The sequence below is a fragment of the Mesorhizobium sp. URHB0026 genome, from assembly GCF_054059755.1.
Map to the genome: position 1 here is coordinate 1,413,375 of NZ_JBSSCN010000001.1, position 23,678 is coordinate 1,437,052.

The 23,678-nt window shown below is 64.5% G+C and carries 25 protein-coding genes; 7 read left to right on the forward strand and 18 right to left on the reverse strand.

Translation table 11 applies throughout. The annotated features are described in order from the left end of the window. Positions 1-9: 9 nt before the first annotated feature. On the reverse strand, positions 10-978 hold the full coding sequence (gene mdh, locus ACVWWD_RS07130; protein ID WP_352549617.1) for a malate dehydrogenase: 969 nt from the start codon (positions 976-978) through the stop codon (positions 10-12). Between the two features lie 261 nt (positions 979-1,239). Here mdh and ACVWWD_RS07135 point away from each other — a divergent pair, with 261 nt between their 5' ends. Then, positions 1,240-1,620, forward strand: a complete 381-nt coding sequence (locus ACVWWD_RS07135) for an N-acetyltransferase family protein (RefSeq protein WP_457102974.1) — start codon at positions 1,240-1,242, stop codon at positions 1,618-1,620. A 73-nt stretch (positions 1,621-1,693) separates the two neighbouring features. Here ACVWWD_RS07135 and ACVWWD_RS07140 read toward each other — a convergent pair whose 3' ends face one another. The 10 genes from ACVWWD_RS07140 to ACVWWD_RS07185 all read right to left on the reverse strand — a co-directional run bounded on the left by ACVWWD_RS07140 (position 1,694) and on the right by ACVWWD_RS07185 (position 9,821). After that, complete coding sequence (locus ACVWWD_RS07140) at positions 1,694-2,233, reverse strand: NADPH-dependent FMN reductase (protein WP_023794777.1); 540 nt, start codon at positions 2,231-2,233, stop codon at positions 1,694-1,696. Between the two features lie 36 nt (positions 2,234-2,269). Next, positions 2,270-2,890, reverse strand: coding sequence for a pyridoxamine 5'-phosphate oxidase family protein (locus ACVWWD_RS07145; protein ID WP_352549614.1), 621 nt, complete (start codon positions 2,888-2,890; stop codon positions 2,270-2,272). 19 nt (positions 2,891-2,909) lie between these two features. Further along, positions 2,910-3,584, reverse strand: coding sequence for a septation protein A (locus tag ACVWWD_RS07150; protein WP_023763224.1), 675 nt, complete (start codon positions 3,582-3,584; stop codon positions 2,910-2,912). Positions 3,585-3,639: 55 nt separating this feature from the next. Next, positions 3,640-5,514, reverse strand: coding sequence for a signal recognition particle-docking protein FtsY (ftsY, locus tag ACVWWD_RS07155; RefSeq protein WP_352549612.1), 1,875 nt, complete (start codon positions 5,512-5,514; stop codon positions 3,640-3,642). Between the two features lie 12 nt (positions 5,515-5,526). Then, the gene (gene mtaB, locus ACVWWD_RS07160; RefSeq protein WP_023782136.1) at positions 5,527-6,852 is read right to left on the reverse strand and encodes a tRNA (N(6)-L-threonylcarbamoyladenosine(37)-C(2))-methylthiotransferase MtaB; all 1,326 of its coding nucleotides are present in this window, start codon (positions 6,850-6,852) and stop codon (positions 5,527-5,529) included. Continuing rightward, positions 6,852-7,736, reverse strand: coding sequence for a diaminopimelate epimerase (gene dapF / locus ACVWWD_RS07165; protein WP_023782135.1), 885 nt, complete (start codon positions 7,734-7,736; stop codon positions 6,852-6,854). Before dapF ends, mtaB begins: the two co-directional genes overlap by 1 nt. A 93-nt stretch (positions 7,737-7,829) precedes the next feature. After that, the gene (locus tag ACVWWD_RS07170; protein ID WP_015315001.1) at positions 7,830-7,991 is read right to left on the reverse strand and encodes a DUF1328 family protein; all 162 of its coding nucleotides are present in this window, start codon (positions 7,989-7,991) and stop codon (positions 7,830-7,832) included. Between the two features lie 175 nt (positions 7,992-8,166). After that, positions 8,167-8,565, reverse strand: coding sequence for a hypothetical protein (locus ACVWWD_RS07175; RefSeq protein ID WP_457102975.1), 399 nt, complete (start codon positions 8,563-8,565; stop codon positions 8,167-8,169). Continuing rightward, positions 8,547-8,732, reverse strand: a complete 186-nt coding sequence (locus ACVWWD_RS07180; protein WP_352549608.1) for a hypothetical protein — start codon at positions 8,730-8,732, stop codon at positions 8,547-8,549. The genes ACVWWD_RS07175 and ACVWWD_RS07180 overlap by 19 nt, the downstream gene beginning before the upstream one ends. Before the next feature lie 78 nt (positions 8,733-8,810). Continuing rightward, entirely contained in the window at positions 8,811-9,821 is a 1,011-nt protein-coding gene (locus ACVWWD_RS07185) for an MBL fold metallo-hydrolase (protein WP_023793612.1), read from the reverse strand. Positions 9,822-10,027: 206 nt separating this feature from the next. Here ACVWWD_RS07185 and ACVWWD_RS07190 point away from each other — a divergent pair, with 206 nt between their 5' ends. The 3 genes from ACVWWD_RS07190 to zapE all read left to right on the forward strand — a co-directional run bounded on the left by ACVWWD_RS07190 (position 10,028) and on the right by zapE (position 12,449). Beyond that, positions 10,028-10,471 carry a VOC family protein gene (locus ACVWWD_RS07190; RefSeq protein WP_023774511.1) on the forward strand — a complete coding sequence of 148 codons (444 nt, stop codon included), beginning with the start codon at positions 10,028-10,030 and terminating at the stop codon, positions 10,469-10,471. A 138-nt stretch (positions 10,472-10,609) separates the two neighbouring features. Then, entirely contained in the window at positions 10,610-11,149 is a 540-nt protein-coding gene (locus tag ACVWWD_RS07195; RefSeq protein ID WP_023774510.1) for a protease inhibitor Inh/omp19 family protein, read from the forward strand. Between the two features lie 91 nt (positions 11,150-11,240). After that, on the forward strand, positions 11,241-12,449 hold the full coding sequence (zapE, locus tag ACVWWD_RS07200) for a cell division protein ZapE (RefSeq protein WP_352549602.1): 1,209 nt from the start codon (positions 11,241-11,243) through the stop codon (positions 12,447-12,449). A 38-nt stretch (positions 12,450-12,487) separates the two neighbouring features. Here the strand turns inward: zapE and ACVWWD_RS07205 are convergent, their stop codons facing one another. Together ACVWWD_RS07205 and ACVWWD_RS07210 are read right to left on the reverse strand one after the other, a co-directional pair. Continuing rightward, positions 12,488-12,697 carry a tautomerase family protein gene (locus ACVWWD_RS07205; protein ID WP_352549600.1) on the reverse strand — a complete coding sequence of 70 codons (210 nt, stop codon included), beginning with the start codon at positions 12,695-12,697 and terminating at the stop codon, positions 12,488-12,490. Between the two features lie 162 nt (positions 12,698-12,859). Further along, positions 12,860-13,780, reverse strand: a complete 921-nt coding sequence (locus ACVWWD_RS07210) for an SMP-30/gluconolactonase/LRE family protein (protein WP_023774507.1) — start codon at positions 13,778-13,780, stop codon at positions 12,860-12,862. Positions 13,781-14,061: 281 nt separating this feature from the next. Here ACVWWD_RS07210 and ACVWWD_RS07215 point away from each other — a divergent pair, with 281 nt between their 5' ends. Beyond that, the gene (locus tag ACVWWD_RS07215; RefSeq protein WP_023774506.1) at positions 14,062-14,229 is read left to right on the forward strand and encodes a hypothetical protein; all 168 of its coding nucleotides are present in this window, start codon (positions 14,062-14,064) and stop codon (positions 14,227-14,229) included. A gap of 84 nt (positions 14,230-14,313) precedes the next feature. Here ACVWWD_RS07215 and ACVWWD_RS07220 read toward each other — a convergent pair whose 3' ends face one another. Genes ACVWWD_RS07220 through ACVWWD_RS07230 form a run of 3 tightly spaced genes read right to left on the reverse strand, consistent with a single transcriptional unit; the run spans position 14,314 to position 20,109 of the window. Then, on the reverse strand, positions 14,314-17,649 hold the full coding sequence (locus ACVWWD_RS07220) for an error-prone DNA polymerase (RefSeq protein ID WP_352549595.1): 3,336 nt from the start codon (positions 17,647-17,649) through the stop codon (positions 14,314-14,316). Continuing rightward, positions 17,646-19,124, reverse strand: coding sequence for a DUF6504 family protein (locus ACVWWD_RS07225; protein ID WP_352549593.1), 1,479 nt, complete (start codon positions 19,122-19,124; stop codon positions 17,646-17,648). Before ACVWWD_RS07225 ends, ACVWWD_RS07220 begins: the two co-directional genes overlap by 4 nt. Continuing rightward, entirely contained in the window at positions 19,066-20,109 is a 1,044-nt protein-coding gene (locus tag ACVWWD_RS07230) for an ImuA family protein (protein ID WP_023782130.1), read from the reverse strand. Before ACVWWD_RS07230 ends, ACVWWD_RS07225 begins: the two co-directional genes overlap by 59 nt. A gap of 177 nt (positions 20,110-20,286) precedes the next feature. Between ACVWWD_RS07230 and ACVWWD_RS07235 the strand changes: the two genes are divergently transcribed. Further along, positions 20,287-20,709: a metallopeptidase family protein gene (locus tag ACVWWD_RS07235; protein WP_023774502.1), complete on the forward strand. Its 423-nt coding sequence runs from the start codon at positions 20,287-20,289 to the stop codon at positions 20,707-20,709. A gap of 16 nt (positions 20,710-20,725) precedes the next feature. Here the strand turns inward: ACVWWD_RS07235 and ACVWWD_RS07240 are convergent, their stop codons facing one another. Further along, positions 20,726-20,932, reverse strand: a complete 207-nt coding sequence (locus ACVWWD_RS07240) for a DUF1737 domain-containing protein (RefSeq protein ID WP_023782129.1) — start codon at positions 20,930-20,932, stop codon at positions 20,726-20,728. Between the two features lie 37 nt (positions 20,933-20,969). Beyond that, positions 20,970-21,857 (reverse strand): HpcH/HpaI aldolase/citrate lyase family protein, encoded by an 888-nt coding sequence (locus ACVWWD_RS07245; RefSeq protein WP_352549589.1) that lies wholly within the window; start codon positions 21,855-21,857, stop codon positions 20,970-20,972. A 249-nt stretch (positions 21,858-22,106) separates the two neighbouring features. On the opposite strand from ACVWWD_RS07245, the gene ACVWWD_RS07250 reads away from it, so the two are divergent. Beyond that, on the forward strand, positions 22,107-23,675 hold the full coding sequence (locus tag ACVWWD_RS07250; protein ID WP_435054005.1) for a DUF4153 domain-containing protein: 1,569 nt from the start codon (positions 22,107-22,109) through the stop codon (positions 23,673-23,675). Positions 23,676-23,678 lie beyond the last annotated feature (3 nt).

Sequence of the window (23,678 nt, forward strand, 5' to 3'; positions counted from 1 at the left end):
TGGGCGGGGTTACTTCGAGGCGAGCTGCGGCGCGATCTTGACGCAGGCCTCGGTCAGGCCCTGCACGGTCGCCACCGATGCCTCGAACATCTTCTGCTCGGCCTTGTTGAGGTCGATCTCGATGACGCGCTCGACACCGCCGGCGCCGATCACCACGGGCACGCCGACATAGGTACCCTTGACGCCATACTGACCGGAGAGGTGTGCTGCGCAAGGCAGCACGCGCTTCTTGTCCTTGAGGTAGGATTCGGCCATCTGGATAGCCGAGGCCGCCGGCGCGTAATAGGCCGAGCCGGTCTTCAGAAGACCGACGATCTCGGCGCCGCCGTCGCGGGTGCGCTGCACGATCTGGTCGAGCTTTTCCTTCGAGGTCCAGCCCATCTTGATCAGGTCGGGAAGCGGAATGCCCGACACCGTGGAATAGCGGATCATCGGCACCATGGAATCCCCGTGGCCGCCGAGCACGAAGGCGGTGACGTCCTCGACCGAAACCTTGAATTCCTCGGCCAGGAAGTAGCGGAAGCGCGCGCTGTCGAGCACGCCGGCCATGCCGACGACATGGGTCTTGGGCAAGCCCGAAAACTTCTGCAGCGCCCACACCATGGCGTCGAGGGGATTGGTAATGCAGATGACGAAGGCCTTCGGCGCGTACTTCTTCAGCCCTGCGCCAACCTGCTCCATGACCTTCAGGTTGATGCCCAGCAGGTCGTCGCGGCTCATGCCCGGCTTGCGCGGGACCCCGGCGGTGACGATGCAGACATCGGCGCCCTCGATGCCGGCATAGTCGTTGACGCCAATCAGCCGGGAATCGAAACCATCTACCGGCGACGACTGCGCGATATCGAGGCCCTTGCCTTGCGGAATGCCCTCGGCAATATCGAACAGCACCACGTCGCCGAGATCCTTGAGGCCGATCATGTGGGCGAGTGTGCCGCCGATCATGCCCGAGCCGATCAGCGCTATCTTGTTGCGTGCCATGTGAGGATGATTTCCCTTTGTCTGTGACGCGCCAACACGGCGTCGAGGAAGAGGCCGGACCGCTGCGGGGAACCGCGAATTTCCCGCACCCAATAGCTCTGGTGCGGAATATATTCAAACGATTATTTCGACCCCTGCATTTTCAATCGGTTAGTGTGTTCGGGATTTACGTAAACGTCAAAGTTTGTAAGCCTACTTGGGAGAATTTACACAATGGCGGTTGAGATCAGAAGGCTATATCCTGGAGATGACGCCCTTGTGATGCGGATTGCCGACGACGTGTTCGACGAGCCGGTGCGGCCCGATCGCCTTGCCAGCTATCTCGCGCAATCGGGCCATTTCATGATCGTGGCCCTGGCCGAGGACGTTGTCGTCGGCCAATGCGCGGCGATCATTCACCGCCATCCGGACAAGGCGCCCGAACTCTATGTCGACGAGGTCGGCGTCTCGCCAGCTTTCCAGCGCCAGGGAATCGCGCGCGGAATGCTCGACGCCATGTTCGCGCTCGGCCGTGAGCAAGGCTGCGAAGAGGCATGGGTCGGCACCGAGCCGGACAATCTGCCTGCCCGCGCACTTTACGGGGGGCACAAGGAGGCGCATGACGAGGCGGAGACCTTTGTGATGTACGTTTATCGGCTGTAGCGATTGGCCGACGCCTCCGGTCCTTCCAGGACGACGACACGACGGCGTCCGCTCAGATTTGGCACGAGTCCGCTCAAATTTGACGCGAGCGGATGAACGCCGCGAAGGCTGACAGGCCATCGCGAATTGTCCGCACGTTTGCCGGCTCTCCCAGAATGCGTTCAACCTCCGCCGGCTTCTTGCCGAGGAGCGAAACCTCGAGCACGGCCTCTTCGCAAAGCGCGAACGACATGGTCCGCATGATCTCCGCCAGCGCCGCGCGGGCGTAGAGCGAGCGTGGGGAGGCGTGCGCCAGCATCGCCGGCTTGCCGACGGCGGCGTCGCGCGAAACCAGCCAGTCGAGCGCATTCTTCAGCCCGCCAGGCACGCCATGGGCATATTCGGGACAGGAGACGATGACACCGTCCGCGCCGGTGACGGCCTCGATCAGATCGGAGACGTCGCGCGGCGTCCGCTCGCCCTCGGCGTCGGGGTTGAAGATCGGCAGCCGGCCAAGCCCGTCATAGACGGTGACGCGACAGCCCGCTGGCGTGTTCAGCGCCAGTGCCGCGACCAGGGCCGAATTGGTGGAGGCCGCCCGCAGGCTGCCGGATATCGCAATGAGGTTGAGCAAGGCGGACCAGTCCAGACGAATCGGGGGCCGAGAACCCTACCACATCGTCTGTTTGTACTCGCCGTCCAGCCAGCGGTCGGTCGCCTCGGCCGAATCGGCCAGTGCCAGCTGGTCGCGCAGGATCTGGCCGAGCGTCGGCAGCGTGGCGCGATCATGCCAGCTGTCGGGCTTCCACAAATCGGAGCGCATGAAAGCCTTGGCGCAATGCATATAGGCGGCCTTGACCACGACCACGATGACGCTTTGCGGCGCCTTGCCGTCGACCGCAAGGCGCTCGCGCAAGGTGGCATCGACGGTGATGCGGGCATCGCCATTGACGCGCAGCGTCTCGTTCATGCCTGGGATGAGGAAGAGCAGCCCGACCGAGGGATTGCGGATGATGTTTTCAAGAGTATCCAGCCGATTGTTGCCGGGCCGGTCAGGGATGGCGATGGTGTTCTCGTCGAGAATGGCGGCGAAGCCGGGCTTGTCGCCTTTCGGGGTGACGTCGGCATTGCCTTCGCCGTCGGACGAGCCGATCAGCACGAATGGGCTCTTGCCGATGAAGGAGCGGCAATGGGCGTCGAGCGCCTTCAATTCCTTGCGGATCGAGCCATCGGTCGGGCGCGGCGTCTTGTAGATCGTCCGCAGCTCCTCCTGGGTGGTGACGAATTCCATGGCTCTCCCCTTTGCAACCTTATTTGCCGACTTTCTCTTCGCCGCCGGCCTTGTCGTCCAGCGAGTGGCGCAGGATCAGCGGCATCTGGCTGAAGGTGAACAGAAGCGTGATCGGCATGATGCCCCAGACCTTGAACGTAACCCAGGCGTCGGTGGAAAAATTCCGCCAGACGACTTCGTTGACGAGGGCCAGGAACAGGAAGAACAGGCCCCAACGGAAGGTGAGCTTGCGCCAGCCTTCGGCATCGAGCTTGAATGCGGACTCGAAGACATAGCCGAGGAGCGAGCGGCCGAAGTACAGGCCGCCGAGCAACACGCCGCCGAACAGCGTGTTGACGATGGTCGGCTTCATCTTGATGAAAACGTCGTCCTGCAGATAAAGCGTCAGCGCGCCGAAGATGAAGACGACGACCCCCGACACCATCGGCATGATCGGCAAGGTGCGGGTGAGCAGCCATGAGGCGATCAGCGCGATCGCGGTCGCGGCCATGAACAGGCCTGTGGCGACGAAGATAGGGCCGCCGAATTCAGCCAGCACGGGCAATTTCTGCGTCAGCCACTCGCCGCGCGCATTGGCGAAAAAGAAGACGAGCAGCGGCCCAAGCTCCAGCGCCAGCTTGAGCACGGGATTGATGCCTTCCTTCTTCTCTTTCTGCGGGTCGGACGGATCGCGTTCGAGAATGGGTGGGTTCATGGTTTCCTTCTAACGCACGCTCATCCGGAAGCCTCGCTTCCGGCAACATGCCTGTTCAAGCCACTCCAGCGATCGCCCGGGCGAATTCGCTTGCGGAAAACGGTTCGAGGTCGTCGACCTGTTCGCCGACGCCGATGAAATAGACCGGCAATTTATGCTTTGCCGCGATCGCCACCAGAATACCGCCCCGCGCCGTGCCGTCCAGCTTGGTCATCACCAGGCCGTTGACGCCGGCGATATTGCGGAAGATCTCGACCTGGTTGAGTGCGTTCTGGCCGGTCGTGGCGTCGACCGTCTGCAGCACGGTGTGCGGCGCTTCGGGATCGAGCTTGCCCAGCACGCGGACGATCTTTTCCAGCTCCGCCATCAGTTCGGTCTTGTTCTGCAGCCGGCCGGCGGTGTCGATGATCAGCACGTCGGAGCCGGCTTCTTTTGCCCGTTCGAAGGCATCGTAGGCGAGACCGGCGGCGTCGGCGCCGAGCTTGGAGGCAATGACGGGCGACTTCGTGCGTTCGCCCCAGATCTTCAGCTGTTCGATCGCGGCGGCGCGGAACGTGTCGCCGGCGGCCAGCATCACCGACAGGCCGCCATCGGTCAGCTTGGCGGCGAGCTTGCCGATGGTCGTGGTCTTGCCGGTGCCGTTGACGCCGACCACCAGGATGACATGCGGCTTGTGCGAGAGGTCGAGCTCGAGTGGCTTCGCGACCGGGGCGAGCACCTTCTCCACCTCGGCCGCCATGACGGCGCGCACGTCGGTATCGGAAACATCCTTGCCGTAGCGGCTGGCGGCCAGTGAATCGGTCACACGCAGCGCCGTTTCGACGCCGAGATCGGCGCGGATCAGCACGTCCTCCAGGTCCTGCAGCGTCTCCTCGTCCAGCTTGCGCTTGGTGAAGACGCCGGCAATGTTGCCGGTCAGTTCGCGCGAGGACCGGGCTAGCCCGTCCCGCATGCGCTGGAACCAGGATTGCCTCGGCGCCGGTTCCGGCGCCTTCTGCGACTCGGCCTTCTGCTCGACCTTCCTGGCGACCGTCACCTTGCCGGGAACGGGTTTTGGCTCCCGGGCGGGCTGCGGGACCGGTTGAGGCTCGGGCGCGACCTCGGCGACGACCGGCTGCGTCTCGACCGGTGCAGGCTGGCGAATAGGCGGGGCGATTTCAGCTGGTGGCGCTTCGAGCGTCGCTTCGACGGCAGGTCCGCGCTGTCCTTCATGCTCTCCCCGCAAACCGGGCGAGGACGGCGCTGAAGCCCCTTCCTTCGCCCCGACCCTATACGGGGAGAAGGTGCCGGCAGGCGGATGAGGGGCAGCGACGGCCTTTGAAGGCTGCTCGACGGCGGCCGCCGAGGGCGGCACTTCAACCGGCGCCGCCGGCGGCACCTCGATCGGGGCGGGCACCTCGGCCGGCACTTCGACTGGCAGCGTCGGCGCTTCGACGGGCGCGGGTTCCGGTCGCCTCTCGGGACGCGAAGGAACGATCTCCGGCTCCGATGGCGCCGGCGGGATCTCCGGCGGCCGCGGCTCGGGCGTGGGCTCCGGAACCACGGCCGGCGGGACCTCGTCCGGCGCAGGCGGCTCGGCAGGCGTCTCGGGCGCGGGTTCTTCCTGCGGCTGGGGTTCCGGCAAAGGTTCCGGCTCAGCTGGAACGGTCGGCTCCGGCGTAGGCGGAATGGTCGGGGCAGGCTCTGGCGTCGGCTCCTCGGCGGGCGCTGGCCTTACCTCCTCACGGGGAGGGTGGGGCACGGTCGCCGGCGCGGCTTCCGCCGCAGGCTGCTCGCGCTTCAAAAACTCCGGCACGGCCTGCTCGGCCGCCGGTTTCAGCGCGTCGAGCTGGTCCCATTTGATCGGGGGCAGCGGAGCGGTCTCGTCGATGCGCTCCTCGACGACCTCCTTCTTGCCGAACGAAAATATCTTCTTGAAAAAACCAGCCATGCTTATGTGTTCTCAGGCGGCGCGGGCGGGAAGGGGGGCGGCTAACAGCCTGATCCCGTCGTGGCCGGTTATATCAGCCTCGACAATCTCTCCGGGCGCGCCGGTGCCGAGTGCGGCAAGCGTGAACCCTTCGGTGCGGCCAAGGCCGTCGCGCTCGATCAGAACCGACTGACGGCTGCCGGCGAGCGAGGATAGGTGGCGCTGGTAGGCCGCTTCGCCGGCGGCGCGCAGCCGGGCGGCGCGCTGCTTGACCAGCTCTCGACGCAGCTGCGGCATGCGCGCGGCGGGGGTGCCTTCGCGCGGCGAAAACGGGAAGACGTGGAGATGGGTCAGGCCGCACTCCTCGACGATTTTTTCCGAGTTCTCGAACATGGCGTCGGTCTCGGTCGGGAAACCCGCGATAATGTCGGCGCCGAAAACAATGCCGGGCCGCAGTTTGCGCACATCCTCGCAAAAGCGGATCGACTGATCGCGCAGATGCCGGCGCTTCATGCGCTTTAGGATCATGTCGTCGCCCGACTGCAGCGACAGATGCAGATGCGGCATCAGCCTGGGTTCTGTGGCCAGCGCATCGAGCAAGTCGTCGTCGGCCTCGATCGAATCGATGGAGGACAGCCTGAGCCGCTGTACGTCGGGCACCTGACGCAGGATGGTCTTCACCAGCTTGCCGAGCTTCGGCGCGCCTGGGAGGTCGGCGCCGAAAGACGTCATGTCGACGCCGGTCAGCACGATCTCGGCGTAGCCATTGCCCGCCAGTCGCTTGACCTGCTCGACCGCGGCGCCCATCGGCACCGAACGAGAATTGCCGCGGCCATAGGGGATGATGCAGAAGGTGCAGCGGTGGTCGCAGCCATTCTGCACCTGCACGAACGCACGGGCCCGGCCCTCGATGGCGTCGACCATGTGGCCGGCGGTCTCACGCACCGAAAAGATGTCGTTGACGCGCGCCTTCTCGGTGTCGTTGACGCCGAAATCCGGCAGCGCGCGATAGGAATTGGCCTTCAGCTTCTCCTCATTGCCAAGCACGAGATCGACCTCGTCCATGGCGGCGAATTTTTCGGGCTCGGTCTGCGCGGCACAGCCGGTGACGATGATGCGCGCGGCCGGGTTGTCGCGGCGCGCCTTGCGGATTGCCTGCCTGGCCTGGCGCACCGCTTCGCCGGTGACGGCGCAGGTGTTGAAGATGACGGCGCCGCCGCCCAGTGCGCCGAGGCCCGCATTTTCGGCCTCGCGCCGCATCACTTCGGACTCGTAGGTGTTGAGACGGCAGCCGAAAGTCACCACGTCGATGCGGCCGGGCTGCTTCGCCACGTCGACGTCCTTGGCCAGAGCTGACATCACGCCGCGCTTTCGGTGTCGCGGGCCCATTGTCCGGTCGACGGATCGAAGCTGCCGGAGAATTCCCACTCGGCCGCGCCGGTCAGGATGACGTGGTCGTCCTCGCGCCACTCGACATGCAGCGTGCCGCCGCCGGGGGTCAAAAGGTTGACGCTGCGGCCCGTGCGCCTGGTGCGCGCGGCGGCAACGACAGCCGCGCAGGAGGCGGAGCCGCAGGCCTTGGTCAGGCCGGCGCCACGCTCCCAGGTGCGGATGATCATGCTGTCGGGCGAGGTCACCTGCGCGATGGTTATGTTGGCGCGCTCGGGAAAGATCGGATGGTTTTCGAGCAGCGGGCCGAAACGGTCGAGTTCATAGGTCCAGACATCGGCGTCGACCCAGAAGATGGCGTGTGGGTTGCCCATCGAGACGGCCGAAGGCGAATGCAGCACCGGAGCGTCGATCGGGCCGACCTGCAATTCGATCATGCGGGTGTCGCGGAACTCCTCGGCCAGCGGAATGTCGCGCCAGCCGAAGCGCGGCGTGCCCATGTCGACCGAAATCGAGCCGTCCGCGTGTTCGCGGGCATTCAAGATCCCGGCCACGGTTTCGAAGGTGAAGGTCTTCTCGCCGGTCTCGGCGGCCAGCGCCTGGACGACACAGCGCATGCCGTTGCCGCAGGCCTGCGCACCCGAGCCGTCGGAATTCAGGATGTCGACGAAATAGGCGGTGCCCGGCGTCCTGGCGTCGTGGATCGCCATGATCTGGTCGAACCGCGTCGAGGCATCGGCATTGAGCGCGACGGCAGCCGCGGCCGTCACCCGATCCGCACGGCCACGCATGTCGGCAACGATGATCTCGTTGCCGATGCCGTTCATCTTGGCGAAAGGGGCCGTGCCTGCCATTGCTCCGAAATTTCCATGTCCGTTCGGCGCTATATGGCGGAAACGGGCAGGAATTACCAGTGCGCAGCCGCTTTCACGACGAAGGCGACGGACTTACGTCACCGCAAAGACCCCAAGCAAGATCAACAGGAAGATGATGAGCACGATGCCGATGAGAATGCGCGCGCCTGTGGCGGCCGCGCCCGCCAGCGCCGGCATGCCGAGCAGGCTCGCCGCGGCGGCGATGATCAGGAGAATGATGATCCATTTGAGCATGGGAACGCCTCGCAAGCCGGACACATTGAAACCGGTTGAAAAACGCGGCTGTCGTGCTTTGGGTTCCCGGGGCCGGGAGATAGCGCTTGCAGGTGTGGTTTCAGTCGGCGCCAATCGAACGGATGACCCGCGCCGGAGCCGTCTCCATTGGACATCGTGGTTTCCCGGCATCGCCTCAGCCGGCGATCTCGATATCCGTGTTGAAGGGAGCCGTCTTGCTCGAATTCTCGTCATGCATGACGAAGTCGCACCGGTATTTGCCGGCCGGCAGGCCGTCGAGGGAGAGGTCGAGTTTGAAGAACAGTTCGCGATTGTGCGAGCGAGAGGCGATCTGAACACGGCCGACCTTCTCCATTGTGCCGAGCTTTTCGCCGGCTGCCGACACGACGGTGATGTCGACAGAAAGCGCGATCATGCTGTTGCCGAGGCCGTCCTTGCCGTAGCCGTAGCCGACCGGCTCCATGTACAGCACGATTTTCTCCCCGGGCTTGTATATGTGGTTGGCGCGCTCGCTGTAGATACCGAAGCCAGAGGCGGTGTCGACCTGCTTGACGTTCAGGACGCCAAGGGGCATCGCTTGCCAGAGCGCTTCCTGGGCGCTGCTGAATTTCTCCAGCGCACCGCGCCATCACCCGACTGGAGCAGCTTCTCGGCCTCGGCCGCCCGATCGCTGATATCGCCCGCGAAAGCCGCCGGCACCGAGACCGCCAGCGCCAAAAGACCTGCCATGATTGACTTCATCTGATCCCTATCCTGTCCGCGGATGACCATCAGCGAATACCATGGCAGCGTAAACGGTCATTCCAGCCATCGAGGCGATCATATCCGGGGCACTTCCCAGATCTCGCCGGGCCGCAAGGCGCGAAAGCGCTCCTGTGGGATGCCTCGGCCGTCCAGCGCCTCGGCCAGCTTCCGGGCAGGCTCGTCGAACGGCTCGTCGGTGAGCTGGAACGTGCCCCAATGGCAGCCGGCGGCGAAGGCCGCGTTGCACAACGCCATGCCCTGGACCGCTTCCTCGGGGTTCTGGTGCTGCGGCGCCATGAACCAGCGCGGCTCGTAGGCGCCGATCGGCAGTATGGCGAAGCGGAAGCCGCCATGCCTGTCCGCCATCAGCCGATAGTTGATGCCGCCGTGGAAGCCGGTATCGCCGGCGAAATAGATTTTTCCACCCGGCGTCTCGATGACGAAGCCTGCCCACAGCGCCATGCGCCGGTCGCGAGCCCCGCGCGCCGACCAGTGATGCGCTGGTTCGACGTGGATCGCGGTGCCGTTGGAGACATCGACCCTGTCGCCCCAGTCATGCGCGGAAAGCCGCGTGCCGGGCACCGCGGCGGCGATGATGGCATCATTGCCGAGAGGCGTCACCACCAGCGGATCGTGCTTCTCCTGCAACTGCCTCAGCGTGGCAAGGTCGAGATGGTCATAGTGGTTGTGGCTGACCAGCACGAGGTCGATCGCCGGCAGATCGCCAAGGGCGATACCCGGCGGATTGACGCGCCTGGGTCCGGCAAAGGAGAACGGCGACGTGCGCTCCGACCAGACCGGATCGGTAAGGATGTTCAGCCCGGCGGTCTGGATCAGCAAGGTCGAATGGCCGACCATGGTCACGCTCAGATCGGCGCCTTCGACAGTCGCGGCCGGCTTTGCCTGCGCAAAGGGGCTCGGGCTGGCAGCAGGCCATTTCGAGCGTTGGCCGCTGAACTGCCATTTCAGCAGATCCTTGAAGGGGCCGGGCATCCGGCCGCCGGGATTGAAGAACAGGCTGCCGTCGAAATGGTCGCTGGGCGGGCCACTGTAGTAGCGGTTGGCGGCTTTCTTTCTGGCGGCCAAGGTCTGCGCTCCGGGGGGTTTCGGTGAATTCTTTGTTTTCACGCAATTCCCAGGGGAAAGGGCTGCGCGTTTTTCCCGGTAAACACCTTTCCGGGAATTGGCCATAGACATAAGCCCTGACGCGGCTGGCGCAAGCGTTTGCCGGCCGAAGGCCAGGGGCGGCAAGGCGGTCTCGGCTAGGATCGCGGCATCAGGAGGAAGACGCCATGGCGATGAAGCGGACGAAGACACCCTGGATGAAGGCCGAGGATTTCGGTCGCTCGCTGCCGCGCGGCATCGGCGTCAATCTGCTGGTATCGGACATGGCGGCGATGGTAGCCTTCTGCGGTGACGTGCTTGGCGCCCGCATCGTCTATGCCGACGAGGATTTCGCCGCGATCGAGCTTCTGGGATCCGTGTTCATGCTGCATGCGGACCATTCTTATCTCGACAATCCCATGACGGGCTCCATCGCGGGTGCGGAGACGCGCGGTGCCGGCATCGAACTGCGTCTCCATGGCGCGGAGCCCGACGCGATCGAGGCGGCGGCGCTGGAGCATGGCCACATCGTGCTGGCCGGCGCGATCGACAAGCCGCATGGTCTGCGCGAGTGCTATATCGTCGGACCGGACGGATATGTGTTCGTGCCAAGCGCGCCGCTCGCCGGGTGAGTGCGACAAATTTGCAACAATTCATACCGCAAACCCTATTTTAACCATATCGGGTTGAAATTTCGCCACCTTCTCCATCTTGGTGGAGGTGAGATTGCGCGGACGGCTTCCCCCCAGCCGGATCCGACGGAGGTTGTAATGAATTTTTCGAAAGGCGGCCTGGTGGCCGTATCCCTGGCGGCAATCGTTGCGAGCGGCTGCTCAACCTCACGCTTCTCGTCGATGGACGACCAGCAACCGGCGCCGCTGCAGCCAGCCCCCGCTGGCCAGGTGAGTTCCAACCAGCTGCCGCCGCCGGCCTCGCCCGGCACCACCGACCCGTCGCAGTTCCCGACCGCGCCGGCCAACACGCAGGTTGCTTCGCTGCCGCCGGACGGCGCGGCGCCAGCGGGTGCCGCCGATCTCAGCGCGGCGGCCGTCGCCGGTGTTTGGAATGTCAGCGTCTCCGGCCAGAGCTGCAAGGTGGCGACGCCGCAGACCAAGTTCGGCGCCGGTTTCCGCGCCGGGCCGCTGCATTGCCCGGCGCCGATCGACGGCATCAAGTCGTGGAACGTCGCCGGCAAGCAGCTGACGCTTTATGACGAGAATGGCGGTTCGCTGGCGCGGCTTTATTCGTCGGGCGGCTCGAAATTCGACGGCCAGACTTCCAACGGGCAACCGATCTCGCTTACGAGGTAGGACATGCCGATATCCAGGTGATGCCGGCGGCGTGACCTCAATCTCGGCACCCCCTTCCCTGGGTATCCTGCTCTGAATAGTGACGTGATCGATGCATCTGCGTGACGGCCTCCAGACCCATCCGACCGTCCGGCAGCGCTACGACCATCTGGTGGTATCAGGCGCGATCGAGCGCGATGCCGCGCAGGAAGAGATCGCCGCCGCGCTCGACCGGCTGACCGTCGAGATCTCGGCCAAGCGGCTGGCGCACAAGTCCAGTGCACTGGGCTGGCTGTTTGCCCGCAAGCGCGAGACGCACGAAGCGGTCAAGGGCCTCTACATCCACGGCGGCGTCGGCCGCGGCAAGACCATGCTGATGGACATGTTCTTCGAGCTCCTGCCGGTCAGGCGCAAGCGCCGTGTGCATTTCAACGACTTCATGGCCGACGTGCAGGACCGTATCCAGAAACACCGGCAGGCGCGCAAGGAAGGCACGGTCAGGGAAGACGATCCGATCCCGCCGGTGGCCAAGGCGCTCGCCGAGCAGGCCTGGGTGCTGTGTTTCGACGAGTTCTCGGTCACCGACATAGCCGACGCCATGATCCTGTCCAGGCTGTTCTCGGCACTGTTTGCCAATGGGGTCGTACTGGTCGCCACCTCGAACGTGGCGCCGCAAGATCTTTACCGTGACGGGTTGAACCGCCAGCTTTTCCTACCGTTCATCGCCATATTGGAACGCCACGCGCAGGTGCTGTCCCTGGACGGGGACAAGGATTACCGGCTGGAAAAGCTCGCCCGTACGCCGGTCTATGTCACGCCGGCCGATGCGGCGGCCGACCAGGCGCTCGATGAGGCCTGGCAGGCGATGACGCGCGGGGCGCCGACGGCCGAGACCTCGCTGACGCTGAAGGGACGCAAGGTGGTGGTGCCGGCCGCCGCTGGTGACGCGGCGCGTTTCACCTTCGCCGACCTCTGCGAAAAGCCGCTCGGCGCGCGCGATTACCTGGCGATCGCCGGGCGGTTTTCAACTGTTTTCATCGACCGTGTGCCGGTGCTGGGCGAAGGCAAGCGCAACGAGGCCAAACGCTTCATCCTGTTGATCGACACGCTCTACGACCATCATACACGGCTGGTGGTGAGCGCCGACGCGCTACCGCACGCGCTTTATGTGGCCAAGCGCGGCGTCGAGGTGTTCGAATTCGAGCGAACCGCATCGCGGCTGATCGAGATGCAAAGCCGCGACTGGCTGGAGAGCTGGGCGAAGCGCCGGACGGGTGAAAGTAGGGTCGGCGGAGGCACGGCCGCACCTTCACCTTCCTGAGCAGAGCCCGGGATTTGCAGCGCTCATCGCGCCTTGGATTACTTCTTGGCTCTCAACGTCTCGACGTCGGTCTTGCCGACATACCAGTCGCGGGCGTTGACCTCCTCGAAGACGACCCAAACGTCGTCATTGCCCAGCCCGGTGGCGTCCATGATGGCCGCCGTGACTTTCCTGGCGATGTCAGCCTTCTTGCCTACCGGATCGGCGGCGATCACTTCCTTGACGATGCGGATGTTGACGAATGGCATGACGCCCTCCTCTTGAATTGTGTCTGATACGGCCGACAGCCGGCCTCGAACTCCGCTCCGGCGAACCGCAGGATGGTTGCTCCGGAAGCCCCGGCAAAGCGGGCGCAGCGGCTATCCGCAAAACGGCCATTAAGGGCCGCCAGAGAAGCGTTTCCAGCAGGCTCAATAGGTCTTGGCCCCGTTCACCATCAATCGCACCGAATAAAGCGAGGTGGTGCCGGCGATGTAGAGACAGTTCAGCTTGGCGCCGCCGAAAACGCAATTGGCGGTCACCTCCGGTACCTTGACCTTGCCGATCAGCGTGCCGTCGGGATCGTAGCAATGGATGCCGTCGGCGGCACTCGTCCAGATACGTCCATCGGCGTCGAGCCGGAAGCCGTCGAACAGTCCGGCCGTGCAGTCGGCGAACACCTTGCCTCCGGAAACCTTCTTGCCGTGCTTGCCGACGTTGAACACCCGCATATGTGCCGGGTTCTCGGCGCCATGCGTGCGGCCGGTGTCGACCACATAGAGCAGGCTTTCGTCTAGCGAGAAGGCAAGGCCGTTCGGCCTGACCATGTCGGTGATGACAGCCTCGATATCGCCCGTATCGGGATCGACCCGGTAGACATGGCAGGCGCCGATTTCACTCTCCGCCTTATCGCCCTCATAGTCGGTGTCGATGCCGTAGGTCGGATCGGTGAACCAGATCGAGCCGTCGGACTTCACCACCGCGTCGTTGGGCGAGTTCAGCGGCTTGCCCTTCCATTTGGCGGCGATGGTGGTGATCGAGCCGTCATGCTCCGTGCGGCTGACGCGGCGGCCCGAATGCTCGCAGGTGACCAGCCGGCCTTGCCGGTCGACGGTGTTGCCGTTGGAATTGCCGGACGGCTGCCGGAAGACACTGACGCTGCCGTCCGTCTCGTCGTAACGCAGCATGCGGTTGTTCGGAATGTCCGACCAGACGACATAGCGGCCGGCGGCGAACCAGGCCGGCCCTTCCGCCCACCGGCAGCCGGTGAACAGCTTCTCCACCTGCGCGTTGCCGTTGAACAGGCGCCCGAAACGTGGATCGAGAACCTCATAATAGTCTGCGGCCGCCATGCATTTCCTCCCAGTCATCGGTGACACCGGATCAAGCCAGCCCGCAATCGATCTGGCAAGACAGGGTAACGCTAATTTGTAAGACAAAACGGAAGGCGGCTCGCCGGCCGGCCAGGCCGCGTCTTGCCAGACCTTAGGGAGCCATTAACCGGCTATGCGCTGGCTGCAATGGTGCATTGCAACATCTTCTTTTTGCAACGCACCATTCCTATGTCATGATCCGTACCGATCAAGGGAGGAATAAACGGCCGCGCCGAATGCGGCACAGAAGGAACCTTGCTATGATCTTCAACGACCTCATGACCCGCGCTCGCAGCAGCATCGCCAAGCGCAAGCACTACAATCGTCTCGTCGCCGAAATCGACAGCTTCTCCAGCCGCGATCTGGCCGATATGCGAGCCGACCGCTCGGAAATGCTCTACCAGATCCACAAGCAGATCTACGGCTGAGCAACCCATAGCGTTTGTCGTCTCGGGTCGCCGCCACGGAGCTTCGCTCCTGCTTTGCCCGTGGATGACGAAGGTGGGTCGGGCCTACTGAAAATTACGCCCTTTGGGCATGACCCTCTCCGCCTCTTCGGACAGCATTGCGAGATCCTGTCCGTCTTTCAGCATCGCGGGCCGTATTTCGGGTTGGCCGGAGCGGTCTGAAGGATCGGCGGCCGGCAGTGCGGTCGCACCGACCTTTTCCAGCAGCACGGTCAGCCAGGGCGTCAGGTCCTCGATCTTTTCGGCGACGATATGGACGACACCTGATTCCGACTGCAGTTTCCCGGTGACCTTCACAAACCGGGCACCCATGACGATGGGCCGGAAACGGATGAAGGTCCTTTCCCACAAGATGACATTGGCGACGGCCTTGTCGTCTTCGAGCGTGAGAAAGATCGCGTTGCCCTTGCCGGGGCGCTGGCGCACCAGCACCAGTCCGGCAACGCAGACCCGCCTGCCGTCGCGCACGGAAGGCAGGCTCGCATTGGGAGTGATGCCGGCGCGGTCGAGCCGCTCGCGCAGGAAGGCGACCGGATGCGCCTTCAGCGACAGGCCGAGCGAGCGGTAGTCATGGATGACATGCTCGCCGAGCGGCATTTTCGGCAGCCTCGTTTCAGGCTCCAACTCGCGCAGGCTGAGCGCCGGCTGGTCGAACAGCGGCAGCTTCTCGGCGGCACTCTTGCCGTCGAGCGCGCGGACCTCCCAAAGTGCCGCGCGGCGGTCGAGGCCGATGGAGCGGAAGGCGTCGGCCTGCGCCAATTTCTCGATCTCGTCGACATTGAGGCCGGAGCGCAGCCAGACATCCCGCACCGTCGAGTAGCCGGCGCCGCGCCGCTCGACGAAAATCTTCATGCGTTCCCTGGAAAGTCCCTTGATCTGCCGGAAGCCGAGCCGCACCGCATGCCTCGTCTCGATGACACCGCGCATTTCGGCATGGCGCGGCAGGATGCGGGCCGGGTCGAAAAGCGCCTTTTCCAAAGTGCAGTCCCAGACGGAGAAATTGACGTCGACCTCGCGGATGTCGACGCCATGGTCGCGGGCGTCGCGCACCAGCTGCGCCGGCTGATAGAAGCCCATCGGCTGCGAATTCAGGATCGCGGCGCAGAACACGTCCGGATAGAAGGTCTTGAACCAGCAGGAGGCGTAGACGAGCAGGGCGAAGGAAGCGGCGTGGCTTTCGGGAAAGCCATACTCGCCAAAGCCCTCGATCTGCTTGAAACAGCGCTCGGCGAAGTCTTTTTCGTAGCCTCGACCTGTCATGCCGTCGATCATCTGCTGGCGATAATTGCCGATCGTGCCGGTGCGCTTGAAGGTGGCCATGGCACGGCGCAGTTCATCGGCCTTGCCCGGCTTGAAGCCGCCGGCGACGATGGCGATCTTCATCGCCTGCTCCTGAAACAGCGGCACGCCCAGCGTCTTGCCGAGAATCTCTTTCAGCTCCGCCTTGGGATATTCGGGCTTTTCCTTGCCCTGCCGCCGGCGCAGATAGGGGTGCACCATGTCGCCCTGGATCGGGCCCGGCCGTACGATCGCCACCTCGATGACGAGGTCGTAGAATTCGCGCGGCTTGAGACGCGGTAGCATCGACATCTGAGCACGCGATTCGATCTGGAAGACGCCGAGCGTATCGGCACGGCAGATCATGTCGTAGACACGGGAATCTTCCTTGGCGATCGTATCCAGGGTCAATGGCCTGCCATAATCGTCTCTCACGCCGTAATGGGTCTCGAGCAAGGTGAAAGCGCGCTGGAGGCAGGTCAGCATGCCGAGCGCCAGAATATCCACCTTGAGGATTTTCACCGAATCGAGATCGTCCTTGTCCCATTCGACCATCTTGCGCTCGTCCATCGCCGTCTTGACGATGGGGACGATCTCGTCGAGCCGGTCCTTGGTGATGACGAAGCCGCCGACATGCTGGGAAAGGTGGCGGGGAAAGCCCATGATCTCGTTGGCGCGTTCCATCACATGCCGTGACACCGGATCCCTGCTGTCGAGGCCGCCGGCCCTGGCTTCCTTCTCGCCGAGTTCCGAGGTCGACCAGCCCCAGATCGAGCCGGAGAGAGACGCCCTGACATCCTCCGAAAGGCCCATCGCTTTCGACACTTCGCGCAGCGCCGAGCGGCCGCGATAGCTGATGACGGCGGCGGCGAGCGCCGTGCGCTTGGAGCTGTATTTTGTATAGATGTACTGCATCACCTCTTCGCGCCGTTCATGCTCGAAGTCGACGTCGATATCCGGCGGCTCGTTGCGTTCCTCGGAAATGAAACGCTCGAACAGCGTGTCGATCTTGTCCGGCCCGACCTCGGTAATGCCAATGCAGAAGCAGATGATCGAATTGGCCGCGGAGCCGCGGCCCTGGCAGAGAATGCCTTCGCCTCGGGCGAATTTGATGATGTCATGGACGGTCAGGAAATAACGGGCGTAATTCAGCCGCTCGATCAGGACGAGCTCTTCCTGGATTCGTTTTATCACGCTGGCGGGGATACCGCCGGGAAAGCGCCGGGCTGCACCTTCCCGAGCCAGCCGCTCCAGCTCCGCCTGCGGCCCGAGACCCGATTCCGTCGGCTCGTCGGGATAATTGTACTGAAGGTCGCCGAGCGAGAAGGTCAGCTCTTCGCCGAAACGCAGCGTCTCCGCCAGCGCTTGCGGATACCGGCGGAACAGGCGCGCCATTTCCTGCGGCGGCTTCAGATGGCGTTCGGCATTGGCGGATAGCTCCAGCCCCACCTCGGCGACCGGAACATTGAGGCGGATCGCGGTCAGCACATCCTGCAGCGGGCGCCGTTCGGCCGTGTGGTAGAGCACATCGTTGGTCGCCATCAGCGGGATGCCGCTGCTCTCGGCGAACGCCGCCGCCTGCTCGATCCGGAAGCGATCATGGCCGGCATAACAGGGTGAGACGCCGAGCCGCGGGGCCCTGCCGAAGCGATCCTTGAGTTCACGGAGCAAAGCCAGACTGTCTTGCGCGCCGGCCGCCAGATCGGGCAGGACCGCCAGCGACATCCGGTCCCCCCATTCGAGCAGGTCGTCGCGCCGGAGCAGGGTGGCGCCCTTTTCGGTCTCGTCACGCAGATTGGCCTGGGTGAGCATGCGGCACAGATGGCCCCAGCCCGCGCGGTCCCTGGGATAGGCGAGAATGTCCGGCGTGCCGTCGCCAAAAACCAGCCGGCAGCCGGGATGGTAGGCAAGCTTTTCGACCTTGGCCTGCTGCCAGGCGCGCACCACGCCGGCGACGCTATTGCGGTCGGCGAGCCCGATCGCGGAGAAGCCCATGAGCTTGGCCGCGACCACCAGCTCCTCGGGCTTGGAGGCGCCCCGCAGGAAGGAGAAATTCGACTGGATGCCGAACTCGGCATAGGGGATGACGGTCAGCGCGTTCATGCGAAGACCCCATGCATGAACCAGCGCGGCGGGATCTGCGAGACGCCGCCGTAAAGGCCTTGCCGGTACAGCCAGTAGCGGCGGCCACCGGCATCCTCGATGCGGAAATAGTCGCGTGTCGATGCCGCCGCATCGCCCGGCGCCTCGCGCCACCATTCGGCGGCGATGCGCTCCGGACCTTCGGCGCGCGTCACACGATAAAGCGCGCGGCGCCAGCGGAAATGCAGCGGCGGTCCCTCCGGCATTTCGGTGGCCGGCACCTCGATGGGCTCGGGCGAACGGAACAGCCGGATCGGTCGTTCCGGCGGGAAGATGGTCATCGGCGCCTGCATCCTGTCCGGCTTCTTGGGTGGCGTGGTCCGGCGCGGGGCTTCGGTGAAGGGAATGATGGCGACGGCGCGTTCCGGCAGATGGCTTTCCACGGGAACCGGCTGCAGAACCGCGCCCTCACCGAGGCGGGCGCGGATACGGTCGGCGAACAAGGCGATGTCGGCGCCGTCATCGGCCGCTTCGCCGGTCAGATCGGCCTGCTGCATGTCGAAAGCGGCAACGGCCAGCACCGAGAGGCGCACCAGGTCGAAGCCATATCCGGCATCGATATGCTGCTCGAGTGCCGCCAGCCTTTCATGGAACAATTTCCGGACCAGCAAGGGTTCGCGCATCGGCCGCGAGGTGCCGAGCGCGATGCGGCTGACGGCGCCGTCGACGCGAAAAAGCAGCAGCGCCAGGCTCCTTGCGCCTTCGCCGCGGCGTTCGAGGTCGGTCTTCAAGGTCGTCGCCAGCATGCCCACCAGCCGTTCTATTTCCTCCGTCAGCGTGACGGGCTCGGCGAGATGACGTTCGACCGAAAGCGACGCGACGGGAAGACGCGGTGAGATCGCCTCGTCGAGACGGCCAAGCGCCTGGTCGAGGCGCTGGAGCAGCAGGGCGCCGAACCGGCGGGCGAGCGGCGCGCGCGGTGCGGCCATGACGGCGCCCGCCGTGCGCAGCCCCACACTTTCCAGGCTGGTACGGGTTTCCGGCGCTATGCGAAGGGCGGCCAGCGGCAAGGGGGCAAGCAAGGCTTCCTCCTCGCCTGATGGAACGATGCGGTCGCCGCAAAACCGGGCCGCCGCCCAGGCCGCTCCGGGCGTGCCGGCAAGCCCGCCGCGGACGTCGAAACCCTGCTGGAAGAAGCGCGACAGGATTTCGTCCAGCATGGCGCGTTCGCCGCCGAACAGATGGGTGCAGCCGGTGACGTCGAGGAACAGGCCGTCGATGCCGTCCAGCGCCACCAGCGGCGTGTAGCGGTCGCACCAGTCGGCGAGGCCCTCGAGCAGGCGCCGGTCGGCCTCCGGATCGGCTTCGACGATGTCGATCGACGGATGCATGGCGCGCGCATCGGCAATCCCCATGTCGCGCTTCAGGTGCAGCGCCTCAGCCCGCGCGTCGAGGGCCGAGATGCGCTGCGCGTTGCCCTGGCGATGGCTGATCACGAGCGGTGGGTGAGATAGCTGCGGATGATCCGACGGCCGGGAACGCCAGGATTTCCCCAGACGCTGCCGCAGGATCCTTTCTGTCGCGAGATAGGGAAACCATAGGGACAGGATTCTCTGCCCATTCGTTGCTCGCCCTGCGCCTTTCCTCGCCCCTTCTTTCATCGAATTTGCGTTCATCGGGGTTCCACTCCAGTGTGAATTGTCCAGGCAGGGCCGTGCGGCTCTTGCCGATGCTGATGGTGAAGGCCGGGTGGCCGATCGAGCCGGCGAGCGGCCCGGCGACTGTTTCGCGCGGCACGGCCGGCGCCGACGCGACAATCAGACGAACAGGCGCCGCCGTCGGTTCGGGCTCGGCCGCTTGCCGCAGCAGGAACACCGGCCGGCCGGCACCTTGCGCCCGCGCATGCAGGCGGCGTGTCGCGGTCAGGTCCAGCCGCTGCGGATTGCCGCGGATCTCCAGGATGACGGCGGCAAGCGCGGTCATCCGGGCCGCCTCCTCGGCGATCCACAGCGCATCGACAAGCCGGGGCGCCTCGGAAAACAGCAATTGCCCGGGCTCGATGCCGAACGAGGCATGCAGCCCCCTGGCATAGGGAAAGCCGGCCTCGTGGAAAATTTCCGATGTCCCGATCCACAGGATGGGCAGCCCCTGCGCCTGGTTGAGGATCAGGCTGACCATCGACAGGGCGAAACCGGCGACGGCTCCTGCATCGCGGGTTTCCAGGCCATGGATTTCGGTCAGGGCGGCTTTCGGCAGGCCGCCGCTGAGCGCGGCATCGAGCCGCTCGATGCCAATGGGCAGGAAAGCATCCGGCAAGGCCGCGGCAAGGCCGCGCCGGACGATCGTCAGATCGCTGCCGGCGTCAGCATCAAGGGGCGCGCCAGCCGGTGCCTGCAGGCGCTCGGGCAGTGTTCCCTCGATCTTCGCGATCTGGCGGCGCAGGGCAAAAACAGTCTCCCGCGCCACGGCGGTCATCGCCATGACGGTCAGCTTTCACTCACAATTGTTCCTGTTATGTTCCTATAGATTCCAGAGGGGATCGGAAGAGTCAAGCAGAGTCATCAAGGAATTTATTCCTCTTCCTGCGCGACACCGGCGTACAGGCGTCATTTGCCTCGACCAGCGCGAACGCCTATATCCGGGATCAAAGGACAAAGCATGGCCCGCATCTACAAGACCCGCACCTGGCATGGTGAACTTGCGCCCTCGATGGAGGAATTGGAGTTCCTGGCCCTGGAGGCCTATGCCCACCTGCCGGAGGATTTTCGCAAGCTGACCGGCGAGATCGTCATCCAGATCGCTGAGTTCCCGACCGACGAGATCATGGACGACCTGTCGCTGGAAACGCCGTTCGACCTGCTCGGCCTGTTCGAGGGGCGCGGCATCGCCGAACGCTGGAACCCGCAAACAGGCGAAGGCCCGAACCGCATCACGCTCTACCGCCGCGCCATGCTCGACTACTGGGCCGAAAACGAGGAAACGCTGGGCGACATCGTCACCCACGTGCTGATCCACGAGATCGGCCACCATTTCGGCCTGTCGGACGATGATATGGAGAAGATCGAAGAGGCGGCGGAGTAGCTCTCGGCGTTTTCCCCTACCAGTCGCTGAGCTTCGTATCCGGTCCGTATTCCTGGCCATCGACATCCTTCACCACGGCCTGGCCGCAGCGCATGGTCTTGGTCTTCTTGTCGTAGGCGTAGGTCGGCGAGCCGAACAGGTGCCAGCCCTTGTTCAGCGCCGCCGCCACCTTATGGCAGAAGCTGGCGTCGTCCGGGGCGGTGAGAAAGCGGTAGAGTTTCATCGTCCAATTCCTGTCATGTATCCCAAATCGGCGAATATCATGCGCCGATGGCGGCCGCTTTCGCCAGAAGTTTTTCGGCCTGCGCCAAGTGCAACCGCTCGACCATCCTGCCATTCAGCGCGATGACGCCCTTGCCGCTGTTTTGAGCAAGCGCGAAGGCATCCTTCACCGCGCGCGCCTCGGCCAGCGCCTGCGCCGACGGAGCGAAGGCACGGTTGGCGGCCTCGATCTGCGATGGATGGATCAGCGTCTTGCCGTCAAAGCCCATGGCGGCGGCCTGCGTGCACTCACGCGCGAACGCGTCCGGGTCGCGAAAATCGTTGAACACGCCATCGAGCATGTCGATCCCGCCGGCGCGTGCCGCCAGCAGCATCTGCATCAGCCATGGCAGAAGATAGGCGCGATCCGGCGTCGCCAGCACGCCGGTATCCTTGACCAGGTCATTTGTTCCGGCGATGAAACAATCCAGGCGCGAGGCGGGGTCGCGGCCGAGTTCGGCAATGGCGCCGATGTTGAGCATGGCCTTGGGTGTCTCGATCATCGCCCATAGTTTCACGCTGTCCGGGGCAAAATTATCGTCCAGCACATCGCCGACTTCGAGCACGTCACGCGGCGTGTCGACCTTTGGCAGCAGGATGCCGTCCGGCTCCGCCTTGGCCACGGCCGCAAGATCGTCAGTGCCCCATTCGCTGGACAGCGCATTGACGCGCACCACCATCTCGCAGCGCCGGCCATTGGCATCAGGGCGGTTGGCGAAAATGCCGGTCAGTTTTTCGCGCGCGGCGATCTTGTCGGCGGGGGCGACGGCATCCTCGAGGTCGATGATGACCGCGTCGCAAGCAAGCTGCGCGATCTTGGCCAGCGCCTTGTCGTTGGAGGCCGGGACATAGAGCACGGAGCGGCGCGGGCGGTAGGTTTCGGTCATGCCAGATCTATGCCGTGTGTGGTCGGGCGAGGCAAGCCGATAGCCCTGCACGAAAACTGCACGCGCCTGCGGAAAACCTCCTCCGATCCGCCGCATCGCTTTCCTGCATGCCTGCGAGACAGTCGGCATGCACAAGCGAGCAAAACCCCGTCTACCTTACCGGCTGCGCAGCGAAGGCTGGTGGCTGGTCGACCCGCAACGCGCCAACCCCGCTGCAATTCCCCCGTTTGTCCGCAAGAGTCCGCCGCCATGGCGATGGGACGCCATCAGGAAAATCAGGCCGTGACCTCCTTCTTCCGCGCCGCGCCAAGCTATTGCAGCCGCTTGGGCGTCGCCGTGCTGCTGGTCGCGCTCGCCGATTTCCTGTTCTACGGCCAGCCCGCCGGGATCACGGTTCTGCTGTTCGCCATCCTGATTGCCGCCGCTGTGGTTGCCGTGCATCCCGCCGCCTTCAGCGACGGCAAGGTATGGCTCAAGTCGGCCGCCTTGCTTGTCGCGCTGTTGCCGCTCGCCGAGACTGTCAGTCCCTTGTCCGTCTCGATCGCCCTTGCCGCGCTGGTGGCGTTCGCGCTTTCGCTGAGCGGCCGGCTGCGACACCGCACGGCGCGCGTTGCAGGCCAGATCGTGCTGTTCGCACTGGCGGCGCCGGTCCGGTTCCTCAGCGATTTTCTCAAGTGGCGAAGAGTGGCGCGGCGGTTCGGCGGGCATCGCATAAGGCTGGCGGCGATCGCGGTCTGGGTGATGCCGCTGACGCTGGGCGCGGTCTTCGTCGCCCTTTTCGGCGCCGCCAATCCGGTCATCGAATACTGGCTGTCGCTGATCGATCTGATGAAGCTGCTCGACCTCGTCCAGTTGACGCGGATTGCCTTCTGGCTGTTCGTGCTTGCCGGCGTCTGGGCGTTTCTACGGCCGCGCCTGCCGCGCTTTCAGCGCCGCATCGCCAGGCCAAATCACCCTGCTGCCGATGCCCAGCCAGCGGCGGACAGGCACGCCGTCGAGGACATCGTCTTCGGCAAGGCCGCCATCCTGCGCGCGTTGATCGTCTTCAACGTTTTGTTTTCGCTGCAGAGCGGGCTCGACGCCACCTATCTGTGGGGCGGGGTCGCGCTTCCCGATGGTTTGAGCTACGCCGCCTACGCGCATCGCGGCGCCTATCCCTTGATCGTCACCGCGCTGCTAGCCGCCGGTTTTGTCCTTGCGGCGTTGAGGCCCGGCAGCGAGACATCGGCCGACCCGCTCATCCGCCGGCTGGTCTATGCCTGGGTGGCGCAGAACATCATGCTGGTCGTCTCATCGATCCTGCGGCTCGATCTCTATGTCGGCATCTATGCGCTGACCTACTGGCGCGTCGCGGCTTTCGTCTGGATGGGACTGGTGGCGGCCGGCCTTGCGCTGATCATCGCCCGTATCGCGCTCGGAAAATCCAGTGAATGGCTGCTCTCCGCCAATCTTCTGACGTTATCCCTGGCGCTTTATGTCTGCTGTTTCATCAACTTCGCAGCAACGATCGCCGATTACAATGTCGACCACTCTCTTGAAATGACCGGCCAGGGCATTCCCCTCGACGCCTGGTATCTCCGCTCGCTCGGGCCGGACGCGTTTCCAGCGCTCGATCGCTTCTTCGACCGTCGGCGCGGGACGGCCAATGCCGGTGCCGTCGGCGAACTGGCAAGGTTGCGCGGTGTCGATGAAGGCTGGTATCGCAGCCTGCAGGAAAACTGGCGAAGCTGGAGCTTTCGCGACTGGCGCCTACTTCGCTATCTCGACAACAGGCGGCCTATTGTTCCCAGCGTCGCAGAACCCGTGCCGGATCGCTAATCC